The 19,707-nt window shown below is 68.1% G+C and carries 12 protein-coding genes; 7 read left to right on the top strand and 5 right to left on the bottom strand.

What is annotated here, in order from left to right:
• The coding region (locus QMX80_RS12815; RefSeq protein WP_282277438.1) for an enolase C-terminal domain-like protein at positions 1–561 on the top strand (561 nt) is incomplete at its 5' end.
• A gap of 66 nt (positions 562–627) precedes the next feature.
• Here QMX80_RS12815 and QMX80_RS12810 read toward each other — a convergent pair.
• The gene (locus QMX80_RS12810; RefSeq protein WP_282277437.1) at positions 628–1,785 is read right to left on the bottom strand and encodes a serine hydrolase domain-containing protein; all 1,158 of its coding nucleotides are present in this window, start codon (positions 1,783–1,785) and stop codon (positions 628–630) included.
• Between the two features lie 520 nt (positions 1,786–2,305).
• Here QMX80_RS12810 and QMX80_RS12805 point away from each other — a divergent pair.
• A complete protein-coding gene (locus tag QMX80_RS12805) occupies positions 2,306–5,191 on the top strand; it encodes a TonB-dependent receptor (protein WP_282277436.1) in 2,886 nt (961 codons plus the stop codon).
• Between the two features lie 193 nt (positions 5,192–5,384).
• A complete protein-coding gene (locus QMX80_RS12800; RefSeq protein WP_282277435.1) occupies positions 5,385–7,343 on the top strand; it encodes a S9 family peptidase in 1,959 nt (652 codons plus the stop codon).
• Positions 7,344–7,415: 72 nt separating this feature from the next.
• On the opposite strand, the gene QMX80_RS12795 is transcribed toward QMX80_RS12800, so the two are convergent.
• On the bottom strand, positions 7,416–9,173 hold the full coding sequence (locus QMX80_RS12795) for an oligopeptide:H+ symporter (protein ID WP_282277434.1): 1,758 nt from the start codon (positions 9,171–9,173) through the stop codon (positions 7,416–7,418).
• A 254-nt stretch (positions 9,174–9,427) separates the two neighbouring features.
• On the opposite strand from QMX80_RS12795, the gene QMX80_RS12790 reads away from it, so the two are divergent.
• From QMX80_RS12790 to QMX80_RS12780, 3 genes are all read left to right on the top strand, one after another.
• Complete coding sequence (locus QMX80_RS12790) at positions 9,428–11,389, top strand: oligopeptide transporter, OPT family (RefSeq protein WP_282277433.1); 1,962 nt, start codon at positions 9,428–9,430, stop codon at positions 11,387–11,389.
• Between the two features lie 151 nt (positions 11,390–11,540).
• Entirely contained in the window at positions 11,541–13,604 is a 2,064-nt protein-coding gene (locus QMX80_RS12785) for a S9 family peptidase (protein WP_282277431.1), read from the top strand.
• 114 nt (positions 13,605–13,718) lie between these two features.
• Positions 13,719–14,969 carry a DUF819 family protein gene (locus QMX80_RS12780; RefSeq protein WP_055768103.1) on the top strand — a complete coding sequence of 417 codons (1,251 nt, stop codon included), beginning with the start codon at positions 13,719–13,721 and terminating at the stop codon, positions 14,967–14,969.
• 572 nt (positions 14,970–15,541) lie between these two features.
• On the opposite strand, the gene QMX80_RS12775 is transcribed toward QMX80_RS12780, so the two are convergent.
• Together QMX80_RS12775 and QMX80_RS12770 are read right to left on the bottom strand one after the other, a co-directional pair.
• Positions 15,542–15,766 carry a CstA-like transporter-associated (seleno)protein gene (locus QMX80_RS12775; protein WP_054664081.1) on the bottom strand — a complete coding sequence of 75 codons (225 nt, stop codon included), beginning with the start codon at positions 15,764–15,766 and terminating at the stop codon, positions 15,542–15,544.
• On the bottom strand, positions 15,766–17,832 hold the full coding sequence (locus QMX80_RS12770; RefSeq protein ID WP_055768106.1) for a carbon starvation CstA family protein: 2,067 nt from the start codon (positions 17,830–17,832) through the stop codon (positions 15,766–15,768). Before QMX80_RS12770 ends, QMX80_RS12775 begins: the two co-directional genes overlap by 1 nt.
• Positions 17,833–18,065: 233 nt before the next feature.
• On the opposite strand from QMX80_RS12770, the gene QMX80_RS12765 reads away from it, so the two are divergent.
• Complete coding sequence (locus tag QMX80_RS12765) at positions 18,066–18,917, top strand: pirin family protein (protein WP_282277429.1); 852 nt, start codon at positions 18,066–18,068, stop codon at positions 18,915–18,917.
• 127 nt (positions 18,918–19,044) lie between these two features.
• Here the strand turns inward: QMX80_RS12765 and QMX80_RS12760 are convergent, their stop codons facing one another.
• Positions 19,045–19,506 carry a hypothetical protein gene (locus QMX80_RS12760; RefSeq protein WP_282277427.1) on the bottom strand — a complete coding sequence of 154 codons (462 nt, stop codon included), beginning with the start codon at positions 19,504–19,506 and terminating at the stop codon, positions 19,045–19,047.
• Between the last annotated feature and the right edge of the window lie 201 nt (positions 19,507–19,707).

Genomic DNA, 19,707 nt, shown 5'->3' with positions numbered 1-19,707 from the left:
GCCGACTACCCGTGGCTCACGGTGAAGGTGGGCAAGGGCTCGCCGCTGGCCGCGGGGGCCGCGGGGCGCCGCGGCGCGCCGCGGGCGCGGTTGATCGTCGATGCCAACCAGTCGTGGAGCGTGGACGAACTGCGGGCTTACGTACCGGCCCTGCGGCCGTTCGGCGTGGACCTGCTCGAGCAGCCGGTAGCGGTGGCGCACAGCGACGGACTGCGCGGCTACGACGGCGCGATTCCGGTCTGCGCCGACGAAGCGCTGTCCACGCTGGACGATCTCCCGGGACTGGTCGGCCGCTACCAGTTCGTCAACATCAAGCTGGACAAGACCGGCGGCCTCACCGCCGCGCTGGAGCTGGCCGCGGCGGCGCGCGCGGCGGGTTTCCGGCTCATGGTGGGCTGCATGCTGGGCGGTTCGGTGTCGGTCGCACCGGGCATGGTGCTGGCGCAGCTGTGCGAAGTCTGTGACCTGGACGGCCCCTGGCTGCAGGCCGAGGATTGGCCGGGCGGCATCGTCTACCAGCGCGGGCGCATGTCGATGCCGGAACCGGCGCTCTGGGGTTGAGCGCGCGTTGATCGCAACCACCAGGCCGGTCGCGGCATGTCCGCGGCCGGCCTTCCGCATGCGGCTTCAGTCCTGCGCGCTTGACCAGTCGACGGCCGGGTAGTCGCCCGGCCCCATGAACGCGCGCAGTACCTGCTTGTAGGCGGCCGGCCCGTTCTCGCTGTTGGTGAACAGCACCAGGCTCTCGCCGCTGGCCGGGTCGAGCATGAACAGCGCCTTGAAGCCGGGGTTGTCGCCCCAGTGCCAGACCAGTTGCCTGCCGTCGGCGTCCTGCAGGCCGACGCCGAGTCCCCAGGCGATGAACGGGTCGGCCGGGCTGGGCGAGGCCGGATCGTCGGCATCGCTGGAGGGCGCGAACATCAGCGCGTGCGTGGCCGGCTTCAGTCCTTCGCCGCGATACAGCGCCTTCTGGATGAAGTTGTCGTAGTCGTGGGCGTTGGTGACCAGCGTCCACGCCGTGTTCTCCCAGGCGAACACACGGTCCGGTTCGGGCGTGCCGTCCTTGTCGTGGCCGGATGCGTTGCGCGCGTCGAAGGCGTGGTCGGTGAGGTAACTGCTGCTGGGCATGTCGAACCGCGAGAACACCTCGCGCGCGGCTAGCGCGTTCCAGCTCGACCCGGTGATGTGTTCGAGGGTGCGCTGCAGCAGGTAGAAGCCCTCGCCGGAATAGGCGTAGTGCTCGCCGGGCGCGAATCTGCTTTCCAGCGGCGTGCGGTCGATCGCCGGATCCGACGGCGATATCTGCCAGTTGCGCAGTCCGCTGGTGTGGTTGAGCACCATGCGCGCGGTGATCCTGCGCGCTAGCGGGTTGTCCCGGGTTCTTTCCGAATGCCAGTAATCCCACAGCGGCGTGTCCAGGTCGAGTTTCCCTTCATCGACCAGGCGCAGCGCGATGTAGGCGCCGACGACCTTGGACAGCGAGGCTGCCTGGAAAACCGTATCGCCGCCTACCTTCGCCGCCGTGCCGCTTTTCAGTACGCCATGGCAATACGCCTCGGAGATTCCCCCGCGCGTATGGATCAACTGCGCGCCGGGAATGGCGTGGGCGCGCATCGCCGCATCGAATGCTTCGCGCCTGGCCAGCGCATCGCCCGTTTCGGCGGATGCGGCCATGCCGCAGCCGCGGCTGGCGGCGGGCGCCGGAGCAGCGGGCTGCGCGTGCGCGTCTGCGATGGAGAACAGCGCGAGCGCCAGAATGGTCGCGCGAGGTGCCTGGATCTTCATCTTTTCCCCGGTCTGTTCGAAAAGGTGGTGACTGCCGTGCATCGCGGCGCCTGCGGGCGCGGAGCGATCGGAAAGCGCGGTACGCAGGGCGCCATGGACGGATTCCGCATTGCTGTCATGCATGCCGGCCGCGGCAACCATACCGCATCCGCGAGCGCATCAAGGCGGTTTGAAGATGCTTTTTTCAAGCTGTTTTTCATTGTTTCCGATGCGACCGGCCGATGCCTGCGAAAGTCGCTTCCGCGTGCGAAGAATCGGGGTTTCTCCCGATGCGCGGCCGGCCGGGCAGCGCCTAGGATCGATGGCACGTTCCGGGAAAACGCGGCCCGCAGGCTCGCCGCGACGGCTGCCGCCGTGCGACCGGAACCTTCCGGGTCGGGCATGGCATCCGGCGTTGCCAGGTGCAGCGCCGACAACCGCGTCCGTGCCCGGAAGCAGGACAGGAGCGTCCTGCGCCACATATCGCCATCGCCGCAACGCCACCCAGCCGATTCATGCCGAGCAACCGGGGAGACGAACCATGATGTCCAGCCGCCACCAACAACCGCAGCGCCGTCGCCTGGGAGTGGCGATCCTCATGGTCCTGGCGATGCCCGCCGCGGCATTGGCCGCCGGCGCCGCGCATGCCCAGCAGGCGACGCCGGCCGCGACCCGCGAAGGCGGCGAAAGCACCGATGCCGCCCGCACCCTGGACAAGGTCGAGGTCACCGGCTCGCGCATCAAGCGCGCCGAAGTCGAAGGCCCGTCGCCGGTGGTGGTGATCACCGGTGAGGACATCAAGAAGCAGGGCTACAGCACGGTGGCCGAAGCGCTGCAGACCCTGACCCAGTTCAACGGCGATGTCGTCGGCGGCGAATTCAACGCCAGCTCCACCCAACCCGATGCCTCGTTCCTCAACCTGCGCGGACTGGGCGTCGGCTACCAGCTGATCCTGCTCAACGGCAAGCGCATGACCGAGTACGCGGCCAGTTCGGGCGCCGCATCCACCGGCGTGAGCGTGGGCAGCATTCCGGCGGTGGTGGTCGAGCGCATCGAGGTGCTCAACGGCGGCGCGTCGGCCATCTATGGTTCCGACGCCGTCGCCGGCGTGGTCAACATCGTCACCCGCGACAACTGGGAGGGTAACCACCTGCGCGTGCGCGGCGGGACCACGACGCGCGGGGGCGGCGATACCGGGCAGTTCCAGTTCAGCGGCGGCAAGGCGTGGGACCGCGGCAGCGTCACCTATGCGTTCGAACAGCTCAACCGCGAGCCGATCTTCTCCTGGCAGCGCGGCAACATCATCCGCACCGGCATGAACGCGCCGGGCAATGCCGGCACCGACCGCCCCACTTTCGGGCTGGACACCGCGTTGATGGATGCCGGCTACAACGACTATTACTGGCTGGGCAAGGACGGCCGCCTGCTCTACGCCGGCGACGTCGATCCGGCGACCGCCGCGACGGCGCTGGAACATACCTGCCGCAACATGGGGCGCAACTATTTCCCGATGTACGGCTCATCCAGCGCCGCGCTGCCCAATGCCTGCGGCAACGCCAACTATTACGACGGCGATACGCTGGCCAACAAGCACGACAAGACGTCGGCCTACGTGTCGGGCCACTTCCGTTTCAGCGACGACGTGGAGGGGTACGGGCAACTGCTGGTGCAGCGTTCCCGCAGCGAGGCCGCGCACCGCACCAGCATGTACCTGTACAACGCCGGCAGCGCCTACGACGTGGAGATCGGCCAGTTCGAGTACTGGCGCGCGCTCGATCCCAACGACATCGGCGGCGCGCCGATGCGGGTATGGGAGGAGACCACGATCAGCGCCAACGCCGGCGTGCGCGGCACGATCGGCGACCGCTTCGACTGGGATGCCAGCGTGAGCCTGTCGCGCGACGAGATGAAGAGCAGCTGGAAGCAGCTGATCACCGACCGCGTCCATCGCTACCTGTTCGGCGAGGCGTTGGGCGAGGTCGACGGCGCACCGCTGTACCGGATCGATCCGGCGGTGCTGTTCGGGCGGGTAAGTCCCGAGCAGTACGCATCGATGGTGGACACCATCCACAACCGCAACCTGTCGCAGACCGCGCAGGCGCAGTTCGTCCTCAGTGGTTCGCTGTTCGCGCTGCCGGCCGGCGACGTGGAGATGGCCTCGGTGTTCGAAGCCTCCCATTCCAAATATGAGCTGCGGCCGGACCGGCGCAGCCTGAGCACGTACGCGGGCGCCGACAAGACCTTCAACCACACCGGCGTATCCGGCGGCGGGCCGCGCGACCGTTATGGCGCCGGTGTCGAGTTCCGCATCCCGCTGCTGCAGCGCCTGGTCGCGAACGTGGCCGGGCGCTGGGACAAATACGACGACATCTCCGACGTGGGCGACGCGACCACCTGGCAGGCCAGCCTGGAATGGCGGCCGTTCGACAGCCTGCTGCTGCGCGCCAGCCGCCAGACCAGCTTCATGGCGCCGAACATCATGTGGCTGTACGGCGAACCGGTGACCAACTACGACGACTACATCACCAACTACTACCTGTGCCGCCTCGACGGCCTGGACCTGACCACGACGGCGGGGCTGGCCCAGTGCGCCTCCGATCACCACGAAAGCGCATGGTACGTGGAAGGCGGCAACAACAGCCGCCTGCATGAAGAGACCGCGACCTCCAACGGCCTGGGCATCGTCTGGGACGTCACTGACAAACTGTCGCTCAGCGCCGATTACTGGGAAATCAAGCTCAAGGGCAAGAGCCAGTACCTGGATACCGCGACCCTGATGAGCGAGAACGCCAGCTGCCTGCTGGGGCGGCGCGTGGACGGCACCGCGGTCGATCCGAATTCGGGCGCGTGCGCGATCTACCTGGCTTATGTGCAGCGCGATGCGGCCGGTGGCGTCACCGAGTACTTCCTCGATGCGATCAACCAGGCCGGCGTGCGCACCAAGGGCGTGGATGCCAGCCTGAGGTATGCCTGGAGCTGGGGCGCGTACGGCGACTTCAGCCTCAACGCCGGCTACAGCCGGACCCTGGCCTACGACGTGCAGGTCGCGGCCGGCGACCCCTGGCAGGACTACATGGGGTGTTCCTATTCGGCGACCTACAGCTGCGGCGACCAGCCGCTGGCCTTCCGTTCCCGCACCAACTGGACCGTGGGCTGGAACCGGGACGACTGGACGGCCAGTGTCTATGGCTACCGCAACGGGGCGCGGGTGAACTACCAGGCCAGCGCCAAGCTGCCATCCTATGTGCAGTGGAACGCGGGCCTGTCGAAGAAGATCACCGACAACGTGCGCCTGGGCGTGGACGTGACCAACCTGTTCGACCGCTATGGACCGAAGGACGCGAGCATGACCTGGTACCCGTTCTACCAGAACATCTATGGCATCCAGGGCCGCGCGGTCTACGTGAATCTGGACATCGATTTCTGACCCGGCGGCGGCGGGTGGATGGCGCGCCGTCCCCATGCCATGCGCTCCGCGACCCGGCGAGGACGTCGCGGAGCGTACTTGCAGTTCCCTCCCGCACTGTGGTGCCGACTCCCCGGTGAGCTACATGTACGCCGGCCCGTCGCGTGGCTAGAATCCCGGTGAGATGGACCGGATGTCCGGCGGGGAGCATGGAATGAAGGCATGGAAACGGGGGCTGCTGCTGGCCTTGTCGACGTTGGCGGTGGACGCGTGCGCCGCAGTGGACCTGGAGCAATTCATCCGCAAGGACCAGTTCGGGGAGATCAGGATCTCTCCTTCCGGCGAGTACTACGCCGCCACGGTGCCGCTGGAGGACAGCACGGCGCTGGCGATCTTCCGGCGCACCGACCTCAAGGCGGCCGGTGTGTTCAAGCCGCGCCGCAACGCGCACGTGAACAGCTTCGATTGGGTGAACGACCAGCGCGTGCTGATCGGTATCGCCGAGAAATTCGGCATGCTCGACCAGCCGCAGCCGACCGGCGAGATCTATGCGATGAATGCCGACGGAGGGCAGGCCGATCTGCTGGTTGGATTCCGCGTGCAGGGCAATGGCGCAGGCACGCGCATCCAGCCGAAGACGGTCGAGGATGTGGCCGCTTTCCTGACCGACGCGCTGCCGGGTGACGACCGCTACGCGGTGATCTCCGTGTGGCCTTTGCAGGGGGACGATCCGTTCACCCGCGCCGAGAAACTGGACGTGCGCAGCGGTCGCCGTACCCCGCTGGCGCGCGCGCCGGTGCGGCGCGCGAGCTTCGTCACCGACAGCGCCGGGGAGGTCCGCCTGGCATATGGCGCCGACACGGACAACGTCAGCAAGCTGTATTACCGCGACGCCGCGGGCAGTGACTGGCGCCTGATCAACGAGCAGAGCGCCAGCGGGCGGATCGAGATCCCGCTGGGATTCTCGCAGGACAACCGGCTCGCCTACCTGCAGGTCCGGGGCGAGGACAGCGGTACCGACCGCATTGTTTCCTGGGAGCCGGCGACCGGAGTGCGCGCGACCGTGCTGCATCATGCCGGCGCCGATCCGCTGTCGATCATCCACCGCAACGGCACGTTGATCCCGGTGGGGGCGCAGGTGATGGATGGGCTGCACCGCAACCTGTTCTTCGATGACGGTTCGCCGGAAGCCCGCCAGTACCGCAGTCTGGAGGCAGCCTTTCCCGGCCAGTCCGTCCGCATCACGTCCAGCACCCGTGATGGAAAACTGCTGCTGATCCGGGTGTGGTCGGGCAACAGCCCGGGAGATTTCTACCTGTTCGACACGGCGCAGAAGAAAGTGGCCCATGTGGTGAGCAGGGGCAGCTGGATAGACCCGGACAAGGCGGCCAATGTCGAACCGTTCACCTTCAAGGCCCGTGACGGACTGGCCGTCCATGGCTATCTGACCCGGCCGCGTGGCGTGGCCGGAGCGCTGCCGATGGTGGTGATGCCGCATGGCGGGCCTTTCGGCATCTTCGATGCGTGGCAATACGACAGCGATGCGCAGATGCTGGCGGCCGCCGGCTATGCCGTCATGCAGGTCAATTACCGGGGGTCGGGCAACTACGGCCTGGCGTTCCAGAAGGCGGGCGCCCGGCAGTGGGGCGGCACCATGCAGGACGACCTGACCGATGCCACGCGATGGGCGATCGAGCAGGGTCACGCGGACCGGGCGAAGATCTGCATCTATGGCGCCAGTTATGGGGCTTATGCGGCGCTGATGGGGGTGGCGAAGGAGCCGTCGCTGTATCGCTGCGCGGCCGGCTATGTCGGTGTCTACGACCTGCCGATGATGCAGCGCGAGACGGGCCGCAAGCGCCGCAGCCTCGGGAACTGGTCCAGGGACTGGGTGGGCGATGACATGGCGGCCCTGGCGGCCGTTTCACCCAACCGCCTGGCGGAACGGATCAAGGTCCCGGTGTTCCTCGCGGCGGGTGGGGAGGACGAGGTCGCGCCTGTCGAACATACCCGGATGATGGAGGCGGCCTTGAAAAAGGCCGGCGTCCCGGTCGAGTCGCTTTACTACGACACCGAGGGCCACGGCTTCTATACCGAGCCACACCAGCGCGAGTACTACGGCAAGTTGTTGACGTTCCTCTCCCGGCACCTGGGTGGCGACACCGCGAAGTAGGCCCGATACACCGGCTGCAGGAGAAGCAACGGCGCCTCGCGGCGCCGTTGTCGTCTCCGCCATGGCGCGCGCTCAACGCACCCCGTGCATCATCCGCTTGAGCAGCGGCGAGGCGAGCAGGGCGAGCACGGCGCAGCCCAGGCCGATCCACATCAGCAGCCAGAACAGGTGTTCGTAGCGGGCCGCGGCCTGGGCGATGTCCATCACCTCGCCTTCGGGCACGTCGATGGCGGCGAGCTTGCCGAACAGGGCGGCCAGGGTCTCGGAGAAGGCGGTGGCCAGGAACCAGGTACCCATCATCAGGCTGACCACGCGCGGCGCGGCGAGCTGGGTGACTGCCGACAGGCCCACCGGCGACAGGCACATCTCGCCGATCTCCAGGACCAGGTAGGCCAGTACCAGCCACCACACGCTGGCCATCTGCCCGGTGGCGCCGACGTGCTGCGCGGCCAGCGCCAGCGGTACGAACGACAGCGCGCCGAACACCAGCCCGAACGAGGACTTCAGCGGCTTGGACGGATCCAGCCCGCGCTTGTCCAGCCATGCCCACAGCGCGGCGAACAACGGCGCCAGCAGTACCAGGAACAGCGCGCCGAGGTAGGTCAGCGAACCGGCGGTCTGCGGCAGCACCAGGCAGTCGCGCACCAGCATCGCCAGCATCGCCGCGACGATGACGGCGAACAGCACGCGCGGCGCATTGGAGGCAGGGTCGCGCTCGGACAGGCGCGCGGCGACCACGAAACCCAGCGGCGCCAGCAGCAGCGAGGCGATCGACCACGGCAGCGGCGTGCCGTCGCGGATCACCAGCGACGGCACCAGGTCCTTGGTCAGCAGGCGGTCGGTGAAGGTGACCCACGAACCATAGGTCTGCTCGTACAGGGTGAAGAACACCAGCGCCATGAAGATCAGCGCCATCAGCGCGATCATCTGCTGGCGCTGCACCGGCGTGCAGCGGGTGCCGGTGAACCAGGCGAACCACAGCAGCACCCCGCCCAGCACCACGACCATCAGCATCAGCGCCAGGCTGATTTCGCCGCCCAGGGCGAATGCGCCGTTGGCCGCGGCCCACATCAGCGCCGCCACCGGCAGCACGCAGGCGATGGCGATGGCGTAGATCAGCCATTCGCGCGGCAGCCCGGCCACGCGCTCGCGCAGCGTCGCCGGCTGCGGCGGTTCGGCGTGGCCCTGCAGGTATTTCTGGCCCCACAGGAACATCGCCAGCCCGACCAGCATGCCGATGCCGGCGGCACCGAAGCCGTACTTCCAGCCATAGGCTTCGCCGAGGAAACCGCAGACCAGCGAGGCGAACAGCGCGCCGAGGTTGATGCCGGCGTAGAACAGCGAGAAGCCCGAGTCGCGGCGCGGGTCGTTCTCCGGATAGAGTTTGCCGACGATGGTGGAGATGTTGGGCTTGAGGAAGCCCACGCCCATGATGATCAGCGCCAGCGACAGGTAGGTCGCGCCCAGCGCGGTGTCGTCGCGCACCACCTCGCCGCCGGCATGGTGCGCGGCGTGGCCTTCGAAGGCCATGCCCAGATGGCCCAGCACCAGCAGGATACCGCCGAACACCACGGCCTTGCGCATGCCCAGCCAGCGGTCGGCGAGCAGGCCGCCGAACACCGGTACGCAATACACCAGCCCGCCATAGGCACCCAGCAGGTCCAGGCCGGCCTTGTCGCCGAACAGGTGGTACTTGGTCAGGTACAACAGCAGCAGCGCCTTCATCCCGTAGAAGGAAAAACGCTCCCACATCTCGGTGAAGAAGCAGACATAGACGCCCTTGGGGTGGCCGAGGAAGTCTCTGGACGGGGAGGCGGGAGTGGCGTGCATCGGGGAGCCGGCGGCGGAATCGGTGGGAAGTATAGGAGCCGGGTGCGGCGCGGGGCGCCGATCCGCGGCCATCCACCCGCCGAAGCGCATTCCAGTGCGCGAACCGGCATTACCGGCAAAGCCCCACTGCGCATCGCGGTGCGCTCCTGCGGTTTGGCGCGCTGCCCGCCGCCGGCCGCATGCTGCGGCACGACTGGACTTGCCGTTAAGCGGACGTTAGCGTGACAGCGTTTTTTGCCAGCGGGAAACCTTCCATGAACAATGCTGCACCTCCGCAGCTCACCTTCCGCGCGGTGGTCCTCGCCATCGTGCTGGCGGTCGTGCTGTCCGCCGCCAACGCCTATCTGGGCCTGTTCGCCGGCCTGACGGTGGCCACGGCCATTCCCGCCGCCGTCGTCTCGATGGGCGTGCTGCGCCTGCTCGGCGGCGGCACCATCCTGGAGAACAACATCGTCCAGACCGGCGCCTCTGCCGGCTCGTCGATCGCCGCGGGCGTGATCTTCACCATCCCGGCGCTGATCCTGATGGGCTACTGGCCGGACTTCAAATACTGGTGGGTGCTGGGCATCGCCGGCCTCGGCGGCCTGCTGGGCGTGCTGTTCTCGGTGCCGCTGCGGCGCTCGATGATCGTCGAGGACCCGCTGCCGTTCCCCGAGGGCAAGGCCGCGGCCGAAGTGCTCAAGGCCGGCGAGAACCCCGGTCCGGGGCTGAAGATCCTCGGCGTTTCCGCCGCCATCGGCGGCATGGTCAAGCTGGCGGCCGCCAACGGCCTCAAGGTCATTCCCGACAGCTGGGCGATCGCCGGCTATTTCGCCAACAACAAGGTGATCGGCTACCTCGGCACCGGCCTGTCGCCGGCGCTGCTGGGCGTGGGCTACATCGTCGGCCTGAACGTCGGCATCGTGGTGCTGTCCGGTGCGATCCTGTCCTGGCACATCGCCATCCCGCTTTACAACGCCCTGTTCCTGGGCAGCGACCCGCAACTGGCCGCCGGCATCGCCGGCGCGCCGGCAGCCGACGCGGCCTTCGCCATCTGGTCGTCCAAGATCCGCTTCCTCGGCGTCGGCGCAATGCTGGTGGGCGGGGTGTGGACCCTGTTCTCGCTGCGCAAGTCGCTGCTGGCCGGCATCAAGAGCGGCTTCGCGGCCGCGCGCAAGAGCGCCGGCGCCACGCAGCTGGCCGAGACCGAGCGCGACCTGCCGATGAAGTGGATGCTGGTGGCGCTGGTGCTGTTCGTGCTGCCGCTGCTGGCCCTGTACCAGGCCATCGTCGGCCAGTGGCACGTCAGCGTGCCGATGACGATCATCATGATCGTGGCCGGCTTCCTGTTCGTTTCGGTGTCCGGTTACCTGGCCGGCCTGGTCGGCTCGTCCAACAACCCGGTCTCGGGCATCACCATCGCCACCATCCTGTTCGCCTCGGTGGTGCTGCTGATGCTGCTGGGCGAGGGCGGCAAGGTGCAGGTCGGCGGCGCGCCACTGGGCGCGGTGGCGGCGATCATGATCGGCGCGGTGGTGTGCTGCGCGGCCGCGGTCGGCGGCGACAACCTGCAGGATCTCAAGACCGGCTACCTGGTCGGCGCCACGCCGTGGAAGCAGCAGCTGATGCTGGGCATCGGCGCGTTCTCCTGCGCCCTGATCATGGCGCCGGTGCTGAACCTGCTGCAGGAAGCCTATGGCATCGGTTCCAAGACCCTGCCGGCGCCGCAGGCCAACCTGATGGCCTCGGTGGCCAAGGGCCTGTTCGGCGGCGAACTGCCCTGGACCATGATCATCATCGGCGGCGTCATCGGCGCGGTGGTGATCGCCATCGACGGCTGGCTGAAGAAGACCGGCAAGCGCTTCCGCGTGCCGGTGCTGGCCGCGGCCATCGGCATCTACCTGCCGCTGGAGCTGATGGTGCCGATCTTCCTCGGCGGCCTGCTGGCGCATCTGGTCGCGCGCTTCCACAAGGTGCGCGCCGACGACGAGACCGCGCTAGACCGCGTGCATCGCCCCGGCGTACTGTTCTCGGCCGGCCTGATCACCGGCGAGGCGCTGATGGGCATCGCCATCGCCCTGCCCATCGTCATCACCCAGAACCCGGACGCGCTGGCGCTGCCGCTCAGCCTGGGCGCCTCGGCGCAGTGGGTGGGCCTGGCGGTGCTGTTCCTGGTCGGCTGGCTGCTGTACCGGGTCGGCAAGAAGGGCGAACAGGCCGCTCCGGCCCAGGGCTGATCCCGGCCCGGCCCGCGTTTCCACGCGCAAAGCCCCGCTCCGGCGGGGCTTTGCTTTTGCAGGCGGCAGGCGCGGGCATGACTTCAAGCCTTTGCACGACGGCGCCGGCCCCGCCTACCATCCATGGTTTGCCTTGTTCCGGGAGAATCCCATGAAGCTCCGTCACGCCCTGCTGCCGTTGTGCCTGCTCGCCGCGCTGCCCTCGCTGGCCAGCGCCCGCGGCTTCGAAGTCCGCGACATGGTGAAGCTGGACCGCGTGTCCGCGCCGCTGCTCACCGCCGATGGCGCGCAGGTGATCTTCGCCAAGCGCGTGGTCGATGCCGACCTGAAGGCCAGCAGCAGCCTGTGGATCCGCGACCTGCGCACCCGCGACATGGCCCCGCCGAAGCAGCTGTCGCCGGAAGGCTGGAACGTCAACTCGGCCGCGATCGAAGGCCAGAACGTCTATTTCCTCAGCGCCCGGAACGGCAGCCAGCAGCTGTACGTGATGCCGCTGGCCGGCGGCCAGCCGCGCCAGCTCACCGATTTCGCCCTGGACGTGGACAGCTACCGCATCTCGCCGCAGGGCGACCGCGTGCTGTTCAGCGCCGACGTGTTCCAGGACTGCGGCTCGGACCTGGAATGCACCAGCAAGCGGTTGGATACCGGCAAGGCGCTGAAGAGCAGCGGCAAGGTGTTCGACGGCATGTTCGTCCGCCATTGGGACACCTGGGCGGACGGCCGCCGCAACACGCTGTTCGTGGCGCCGCTGCCGGCAGCCGGCGCAGCCGCGGTGAAGGGGGCTTCGGCGATCAGCGCGACGCTGGCTGGCGACGCGCCGTCCAAGCCGTTCGGCGGCAATGACGACTTCGTCTGGTCGCCCGACGGCAAATCGGTGGTGGCCAGCATCCGCGTGCAGGGCAGCCAGGAGCCGTGGTCGACCAACTTCGACCTGTACCAGCTCGACGCCGCCGGCAAGAAGGCGCCGGTCAACCTGACCGCCGCCAACCCGGCCTGGGACGCCGGCCCGGTGTTCAGCGCCGACGGCAAGACCCTGTACTACCGCGCGATGAAGCGCCCGGGCTTCGAGGCCGACCGCTTCGGCCTGATGGCCCTGGACCTGACCAGCGGCAAGGTGCGCGAGATCGCGCCGCAGTGGGACCGCTCTGCCGATGGCATCACGCTGGCCTACGATGGCACGACCATCCTTACAACCGCGCAGGATATGGGCGAACACCCGCTGTTCGGCATCAATATTGAGCGCGGTACGGTGGTGAAGGCTGTCGGCGATGGTTCGATCAGCGGCTTCGACGTTGCTGGCCGCACCTTGGCGTTTACCCGCAATACCCTGCAGAGCGGCGACCAGGTGTATGCCGTCACCAGCAGCGCACCGGGTTCGCCGGTGCGCGCGATTACCCCGAGCGCCGGCGAGATGCTGCCGGACGTGAAATTCGGCGAGTTCGAGCAGTTCTCGTTCAAGGGTTGGAACGACGAGACCGTGCACGGTTACGTGGTCAAGCCGCACGACTACCAGGAAGGCAAGAAGTACCCGGTCGCGTTCCTGATCCACGGTGGCCCGCAGGGCAGCTTCGGCAACGGCTGGAGCTACCGCTGGAACCCGCAGACCTATGCCGGCCAGGGCTATGCGGTGGTGATGATCGATTTCCACGGCTCCACCGGCTACGGCCAGGCCTTCACCGACGCGATCAGCCAGCACTGGGGGGACCGTCCGCTGGAAGACCTGCAGAAGGGCTGGGCCGCGGCGCAGCAGAAGTACGGCTTCCTCAATGGCGACAAGGCCTGCGCGCTGGGCGCCAGCTACGGCGGCTTCATGGTCAACTGGATCGCCGGCAACTGGAACGAGCCGTGGAAGTGCCTGGTCAACCACGACGGTGTGTTCGACCAGCGCGCCATGGGCTATGCCACCGAAGAACTGTGGTTCACCGAGTGGGAGCAGGGCGGCACGCCGTACGACGTCCCGCAGAACTACGAGAAGTTCAACCCGGTCAACCACGTCGCCAACTGGAGCAAGCCGATGCTGGTGGTGCAGGGCCAGCAGGACTTCCGCATCCCGGTCGAGCAGGGCCTGGCCACGTTCACCGCGCTGCAGCGCAAGGGCATCGAATCCAAGCTGCTGTACTTCCCGGACGAAAACCACTGGGTGCTCAAGCCGAACAACAGCATCCTGTGGCACGACACCGTGAACGCCTGGCTGAAGCAGCACATCGGCCAGTGAGTGGTTTCCGGTTTTAAGCCGTAATCAAGGGCACGCCGGTTGCGGCGTGCCCTTTCCATTGGCGCTGTCCGCAACAGGTCGGCGCTTCCACGGATTTGAAGGGGAGAAGAGCGGATGGCGATCGCAGCGGCCGGCGCAATCATCAACAACGACATCATCGTCTTCGGGCTGATCGCAGCCACGCTGGGTGCCATTTTCTGGACCTCCAGCAGCAACCTGCCATGGCTGAAGAAGTTCTACAGCTTCGTGCCGGCGCTGCTGCTGTGCTATTTCATCCCTGGGGTCTACAACACCTTCGGCCTGATCGACGGCGAGAACACCCGCCTGTACAACCCGATCGCGCGCGACGTGTTCCTGCCGGCGGCGCTGGTGCTGCTGACCCTGTCCATCGACCTGAAGGGCATTCTCGGCCTGGGCTGGAAGATGCTGGCCATGTACGTGGCGGCGGTGGTGAGCATCATGTTCGGCGCGGTGGTGGCGTTCTGGCTGATGGGTTTCATCCATCCGGAGACGGTGGCCGGCGGCACCTGGGGCGGCATGGCCGCGCTGGCCGGCAGCTGGATCGGCGGCGGCGCCAACATGCTGGCGATGAAGGAGATCTTCGAGGTCGATGCGACCACTTTCGGCCAGTTCGCGGTGGTGGACGTCGGCGTCGGCTACGTGTGGATGGCGGTGCTGATCTTCTTCGCCTCGCGCGCCCCGGCGATGGACAAGCGCAGCGGTGCGGATACGACCGCCCTGGACGACCTGCGCGACCGCGTCGCCAGCTACCAGGCGCAGCATGCGCGCATCCCGGCGCTGGGCGACCTGATGGTGATGATCGGCGTGGCGTTCGGCGCGGTGGCGATCTCGCACGCGGTGGCCGCACCGCTGGCCGACTGGTTCGCCGCCCATGTCGGCTGGTCCTCGTCGGTGAGCCTGGACAAGCCGTTCGTGTGGGTGGTGCTGCTGGCGACCTTCATCGGCCTGGGGCTGAGCTTCACCCGCGCGCGCGAACTGGAGGGCGTGGGCGCCTCGAAGTGGGGCTCGATGTTCCTGTACTTCCTGATCGCCTGCATCGGCATGCAGATGGACCTGCTGGCGCTGCTGGAGAAGCCGTGGCTGTTCGGGCTGGGCGTGCTGTGGATCGGCGTGCACATCGTGCTGCTGTGGCTGGCCGGCAAGCTGCTGCGGGTGCCGTTCTTCTATTTCGCCATCGCCTCGCAGAGCAACATCGGCGGCCCGGCCTCGGCACCGGTGCTGGCCTCGGCCTTCCATCCGGCGCTGGCGCCGGTGGGCGTGCTGCTGGGCACGCTGGGCTACGCGGTGGGTACCGGCGCGGCCTACGTGGTCGGCATCACCCTGCGGGCGATGGCCGGCGGTTGAGGCGGCGGGTGTAGAGCGGGGCACCGCCCCGCTGGGGCCTTCCCGGGAAAGCCACGCCGGGCGTTGCCCGGCGCTACAGAACCCGGCGGCCTTGCAGAGCGAGGCACCGCCCCGCTGGAGCCTTCCCGGGCAAGCCACGCCGGGCGTTGCCCGGCGCCCCAGAACCCAGCGGCCTTGTAGAGCGGGGCACCGCCCCGCTGGCGCCTTCCTGGGCAAGCCATGCCGGGCGTTGCCCGGCGCCACAGAACCCAGCGGCCTTGTAGAGCGGGGCACCGCCCCGCTGGGGCCTTCCCGGGAAAGCCACGCCGGGCGTTGCCCGGCGCTACAGAACCCGGCGGCCTTGCAAAGCGGGGCATCGCCCCGCTGGAGCCTTCCCGGGCAAGCCACGCCGGGCGTTGCCCGGCGCCACAGAACCCAGCGGCCTTGTAGAGCGGGGCAACGCCCCGCTGGGGCCTTCCCGGAAACGCTCCCGCCGGGCATTACCCGGCATCGCAGGGACCATCGGCATCGCCGCGGGAAACGAAGAAGGCCACCTCCCGGTGGCCTTCTTCGTTCCTGCATCGCGCCGGCGCTCAACAGCAGCGGAATCCCTTGCCGCCACCGAAGCGCGCCTCCTGGCGTTCGCGGAAGAAGGTCTTGTAGTCCATGACCTCGCGCTCGGGGTGCTTCTCGCGCATGTGCCGCACGTAGTTGTCGTAGTCCGGCACGCCGCAGCACAGGCGCGCGGTCTGCACCAGGCGCCGCCAGGTGCGGCGGAACGCCTGGTGCTGCCCGGCCGGGACCAGGGCGGTGCCCATTACAGGTCCACCTCGTGCGGCTTGAGCGCCACGTACGGCGTTTCGTGGTCGGTGCGCACCGGCGAGCGGCGGGCAGCGACTATCGTCTTGACCGAATACACCAGCACCGCGAACACCACGAACAGGAACAGCGCGGTGAGCCCGGCGTTGATGTAGTTGTTGACCATCACCTGCTGCATCTGCCCGAAGTCCTTGGACGGCGGCAGCAGGTTGCCGGCGGCGATGGCGTCGCGGTACTTGTGCGCCTGGGCGATGAAGCCCACCGCCGGTTCGCTGGAGAAGATCTTGATGAAGCCGGCGGCGGTGGTGCACACCAGCAGCCAGATCGCCGGGATGATCGGCACCCAGACGTACTTCTCCTTCTTGGCCTTGAACAGCACCACCGTGCACAGCAGCAGGGCGACGCCGGCCAGCATCTGGTTGGCGATGCCGAACAGCGGCCACAGCATGTTGATGCCGCCCAGCGGATCGGTGACGCCCTGGTACAGGAAATAGCCCCACAGCGCGACGCAGCCGCCGGTGGCGATGAAACTGGCCACCCACGAATCGGTGCGGCGCAGCGCCGGCACGAAGTTTCCGAGCAGGTCCTGCAGCATGAAGCGGCCGGAGCGGGTGCCGGCATCCACCGCGGTGAGGATGAACAGCGCCTCGAACAGGATGGCGAAGTGGTACCAGAACGCCATCATGTTCTCGCCCGGGAGCACCGCGTGCAGGATCTGCGCGATGCCCACCGCCAGCGTCGGCGCGCCGCCGGCGCGCGAGAGGATGGAATGCTCGCCGATCTCGGCGGCGGTGGCGGTCAACTGCTCGGGCGAGATGGTGAAGCCCCAGTTGCTGACCACCTGCGCGGCGTTGGCCACGTCGGTGCCGATCACCGCCGCCGGGCTGTTCATGGCGAAGTAGATGCCCGGCTCGATGATCGAGGCCGCGACCATCGCCATGATCGCCACGAACGATTCCATCAGCATGCCGCCATAGCCGATGTAGGCGGCATGGCCTTCATTGGCCAGCAGCTTGGGCGTGGTGCCGGAGGAAATCAGCGCATGGAAGCCGGACACCGCGCCGCAGGCGATGGTGATGAACAGGAACGGGAACATGCCGCCCTTCCACACCGGGCCGCTGCCGTCGGTGAACTGGGTCAGTGCCGGCATCTTCAGTTCCGGCATCACGATCAGGATGCCGATCGCCAGCCCGACGATCGTGCCGATCTTGAGGAAGGTGGACAGGTAGTCGCGCGGCGCCAGCAGCAGCCACACCGGCAGCACCGCGGCGACGAAACCGTAGCCGATCAGCATCCAGGTGATCTGCACGCCGGTGAAGGTGAACATCGGTCCCAGCACCGGGTCGGCGGCGACCTTGCCGCCGTACCAGATCGCCGCCAGCAGCAGGACCAGGCCGACGATGGAGATCTCGCCGATCTTCCCGGGGCGGATGTAGCGCATGTACAGGCCCATCAGGATGGCGATGGGCATCGTCGCGATCACGGTGAACATGCCCCAGGGGCTGCCTTCCAGTGCCTTCACCACGATCATCGCCAGCACCGCGAGGATGATGATCATGATCATGAACACGCCGAACAGGGCGATGGTGCCGGGCACCGGGCCCATTTCCTCGCGCACCAGGTCGCCGAGCGAGCGGCCGTTGCGGCGGCTGGAGATGAACAGGATCATGAAATCCTGCACCGCGCCGGCCAGCACCACGCCGGCGATCAGCCACAGCGTGCCGGGCAGGTAGCCCATCTGCGCGGCCAGCACCGGGCCCACCAGCGGGCCGGCGCCGGCGATCGCCGCGAAGTGGTGGCCGAACAGCACGTGCTTGTTGGTCGGCACGTAGTCCAGGCCGTCGTTGTGGATCACCGCCGGGGTGGCGCGGGTCGGGTCCACGCCCAGCACCTTGTTGGCGATGAACAGCCCGTAGTAGCGGAACGCGACCAGGTACAGCGAGACCGCCGCGGCCACGATCCACAATGCGTTGATGTGTTCGCCGCGGCGCAGCGCCACGACACCCAGGCAGAGCGCGCCGATCAGGGACAGCAGCGCCCATCCGGCCTTGGAGAAACCTTTCATCGAGTCACCTCGCGGGAAGACCGTTGCAAGAGTCCTCCCGCGGCGGCCGGGGGTCAACGCTCCGGCGGCCTGGAAGCGTGCGACTTTGGTCTTAGGCCGGTGCCGCGACGGCGCATGGCCGGGCGCGACGACGCGCCGCTGACGCCGGGGCTGGAACGATCGGTTGCGGCGGTGGCGATTGGCGCGGCGGCGCGCGGCGCCCATTGTCCGGACATTGCAAGGGAGGCTTGACCATGAGCGACCAGAACCTCGCGCGCGTGCTGCGTACCATCCGCGGCATGCCCACTTCCGATGGCGCCGGCGTGCGCCTGACCCGGGTGATCGGCACGCCGGCGCTGCCGGACCTCGACCCGTTCCTGATGCTCGACGAATTCGGCACCGACCGCGCCGAGGACTATATCGCCGGTTTTCCGGAGCATCCGCATCGCGGTTTCGAGACCGTCACCTACATGCTCGACGGGCGCATGCGCCATCGCGACAACCATGGCAACGAAGGCCTGCTCACGCCGGGCAGCGTGCAATGGATGACCGCCGGCCGCGGCCTGGTGCATTCGGAGATGCCCGAGCAAGAATCCGGGCACATGCGCGGTTTCCAGTTGTGGGTGAACCTGCCGGCGCGCGACAAGATGACCGAGCCCAAGTACCAGGAATTCGCCCCGGACCACATCCCGCAGGTGGCGCCGGCCGAAGGCGTCACCGTCAAGGTGATCGCAGGTCAGGTGGGCGAGGTCCACGGCCCGATCGTGCAGCCGGCCACCGACCCGCTGTACCTGGACGTGGCGCTGGCGCCGGGGCGCGCGTGGTCGTACGAGCTGCCGGGTGGGCACAACGCCTTCGCCTACGTGTTCGAGGGCGGGCTGACGCTGGGCGACGGCGAGTCCGCGCGCGCAGTGGCGCGGCATGAACTGGCGGTGCTGGGCGGCGGCCGCGGGCTGCGCTTGCAGGCCGGCGCGGAAGGCGCGCGCCTGATCGTGGTGGCGGGGCGTCCGCTGCGCGAGCCGGTGGCGCGCCACGGGCCGTTCGTGATGAATACCCGCGAGCAGTTGATGCAGGCCTTTGTCGACTACCAGGAAGGGCGCTTCTGATTCGCTCGGCGCAGGTCGCGGCGCGGGCTCCATGGAGCGGGGCAATGCCACGCCGGGCATGGCCCGGCACTGCAGGGCGGCGCGCCGGCCATCCTGGCCTGCGCCTTGGCGGGAGCGACGGCAGGTCTTACTTGCCGGCGAAGTTGGCCGTGGCGTCGTCCAGGTTGCCGGTCAACTGCTGCAGCGCGGCCAGTTCGTTGACGTCGTCGGCGTCGATCCAGATCTGCGCGTAGCGGTTCCTGGCCAGCTTGACGGTGGTGATGCGCCGCGCGTCCAGCCCGGGCAGTTCGCGTCCGCCCATGTCCGGCTTGTACCAGTACAGGCTCTCGCCGGCGAAGCTGCCTTTCTCGGCGCGCAGGGCGCGGCTCAGGGTCAGGGCCGGGTCGCGCGCGGTCAGCATCACGTTCAGGACGGTACGGCCGTCGCCGGTGGTGGCCTTGCAGACGATGAAGTCGCTCTGCGCCTGCTCCTGCCACTGCAGTCCGCTGCTGGACGGCAGCAGCGGGCATTGCGTGGCCTGCTGCGCGGATGCGCCGGCACTGCCGGCCAGCAGCAGCGCGCAGGCGACGATACGGATGTGTTTCAGCATGCATTCCCCCGGAACGCCGGCCACGTTGGGCGCGACGGCTGTCGTGATGTCTGTCTGTAACCAACCCCACCTGCGGGCGTTGTTGCCCCTGCCCGATGCACGCGTCCCCGTTGCGCGCCAGCTGTGTTTCCACGGTATTACAAAAACGCCGGTGGCGGCAAACCGCCGGCGGCGCAGACGCGACGGCCCCCGGGTGGGGGC

The sequence above is a fragment of the Stenotrophomonas sp. PS02297 genome, assembly GCF_029959705.1.
Taxonomy (GTDB): Bacteria; Pseudomonadota; Gammaproteobacteria; order Xanthomonadales; family Xanthomonadaceae; genus Stenotrophomonas; species Stenotrophomonas nitritireducens.
The sequence above is the reverse complement of the archived record's forward strand: the minus strand, read 5'-3'. Positions and strand labels throughout refer to the sequence as shown.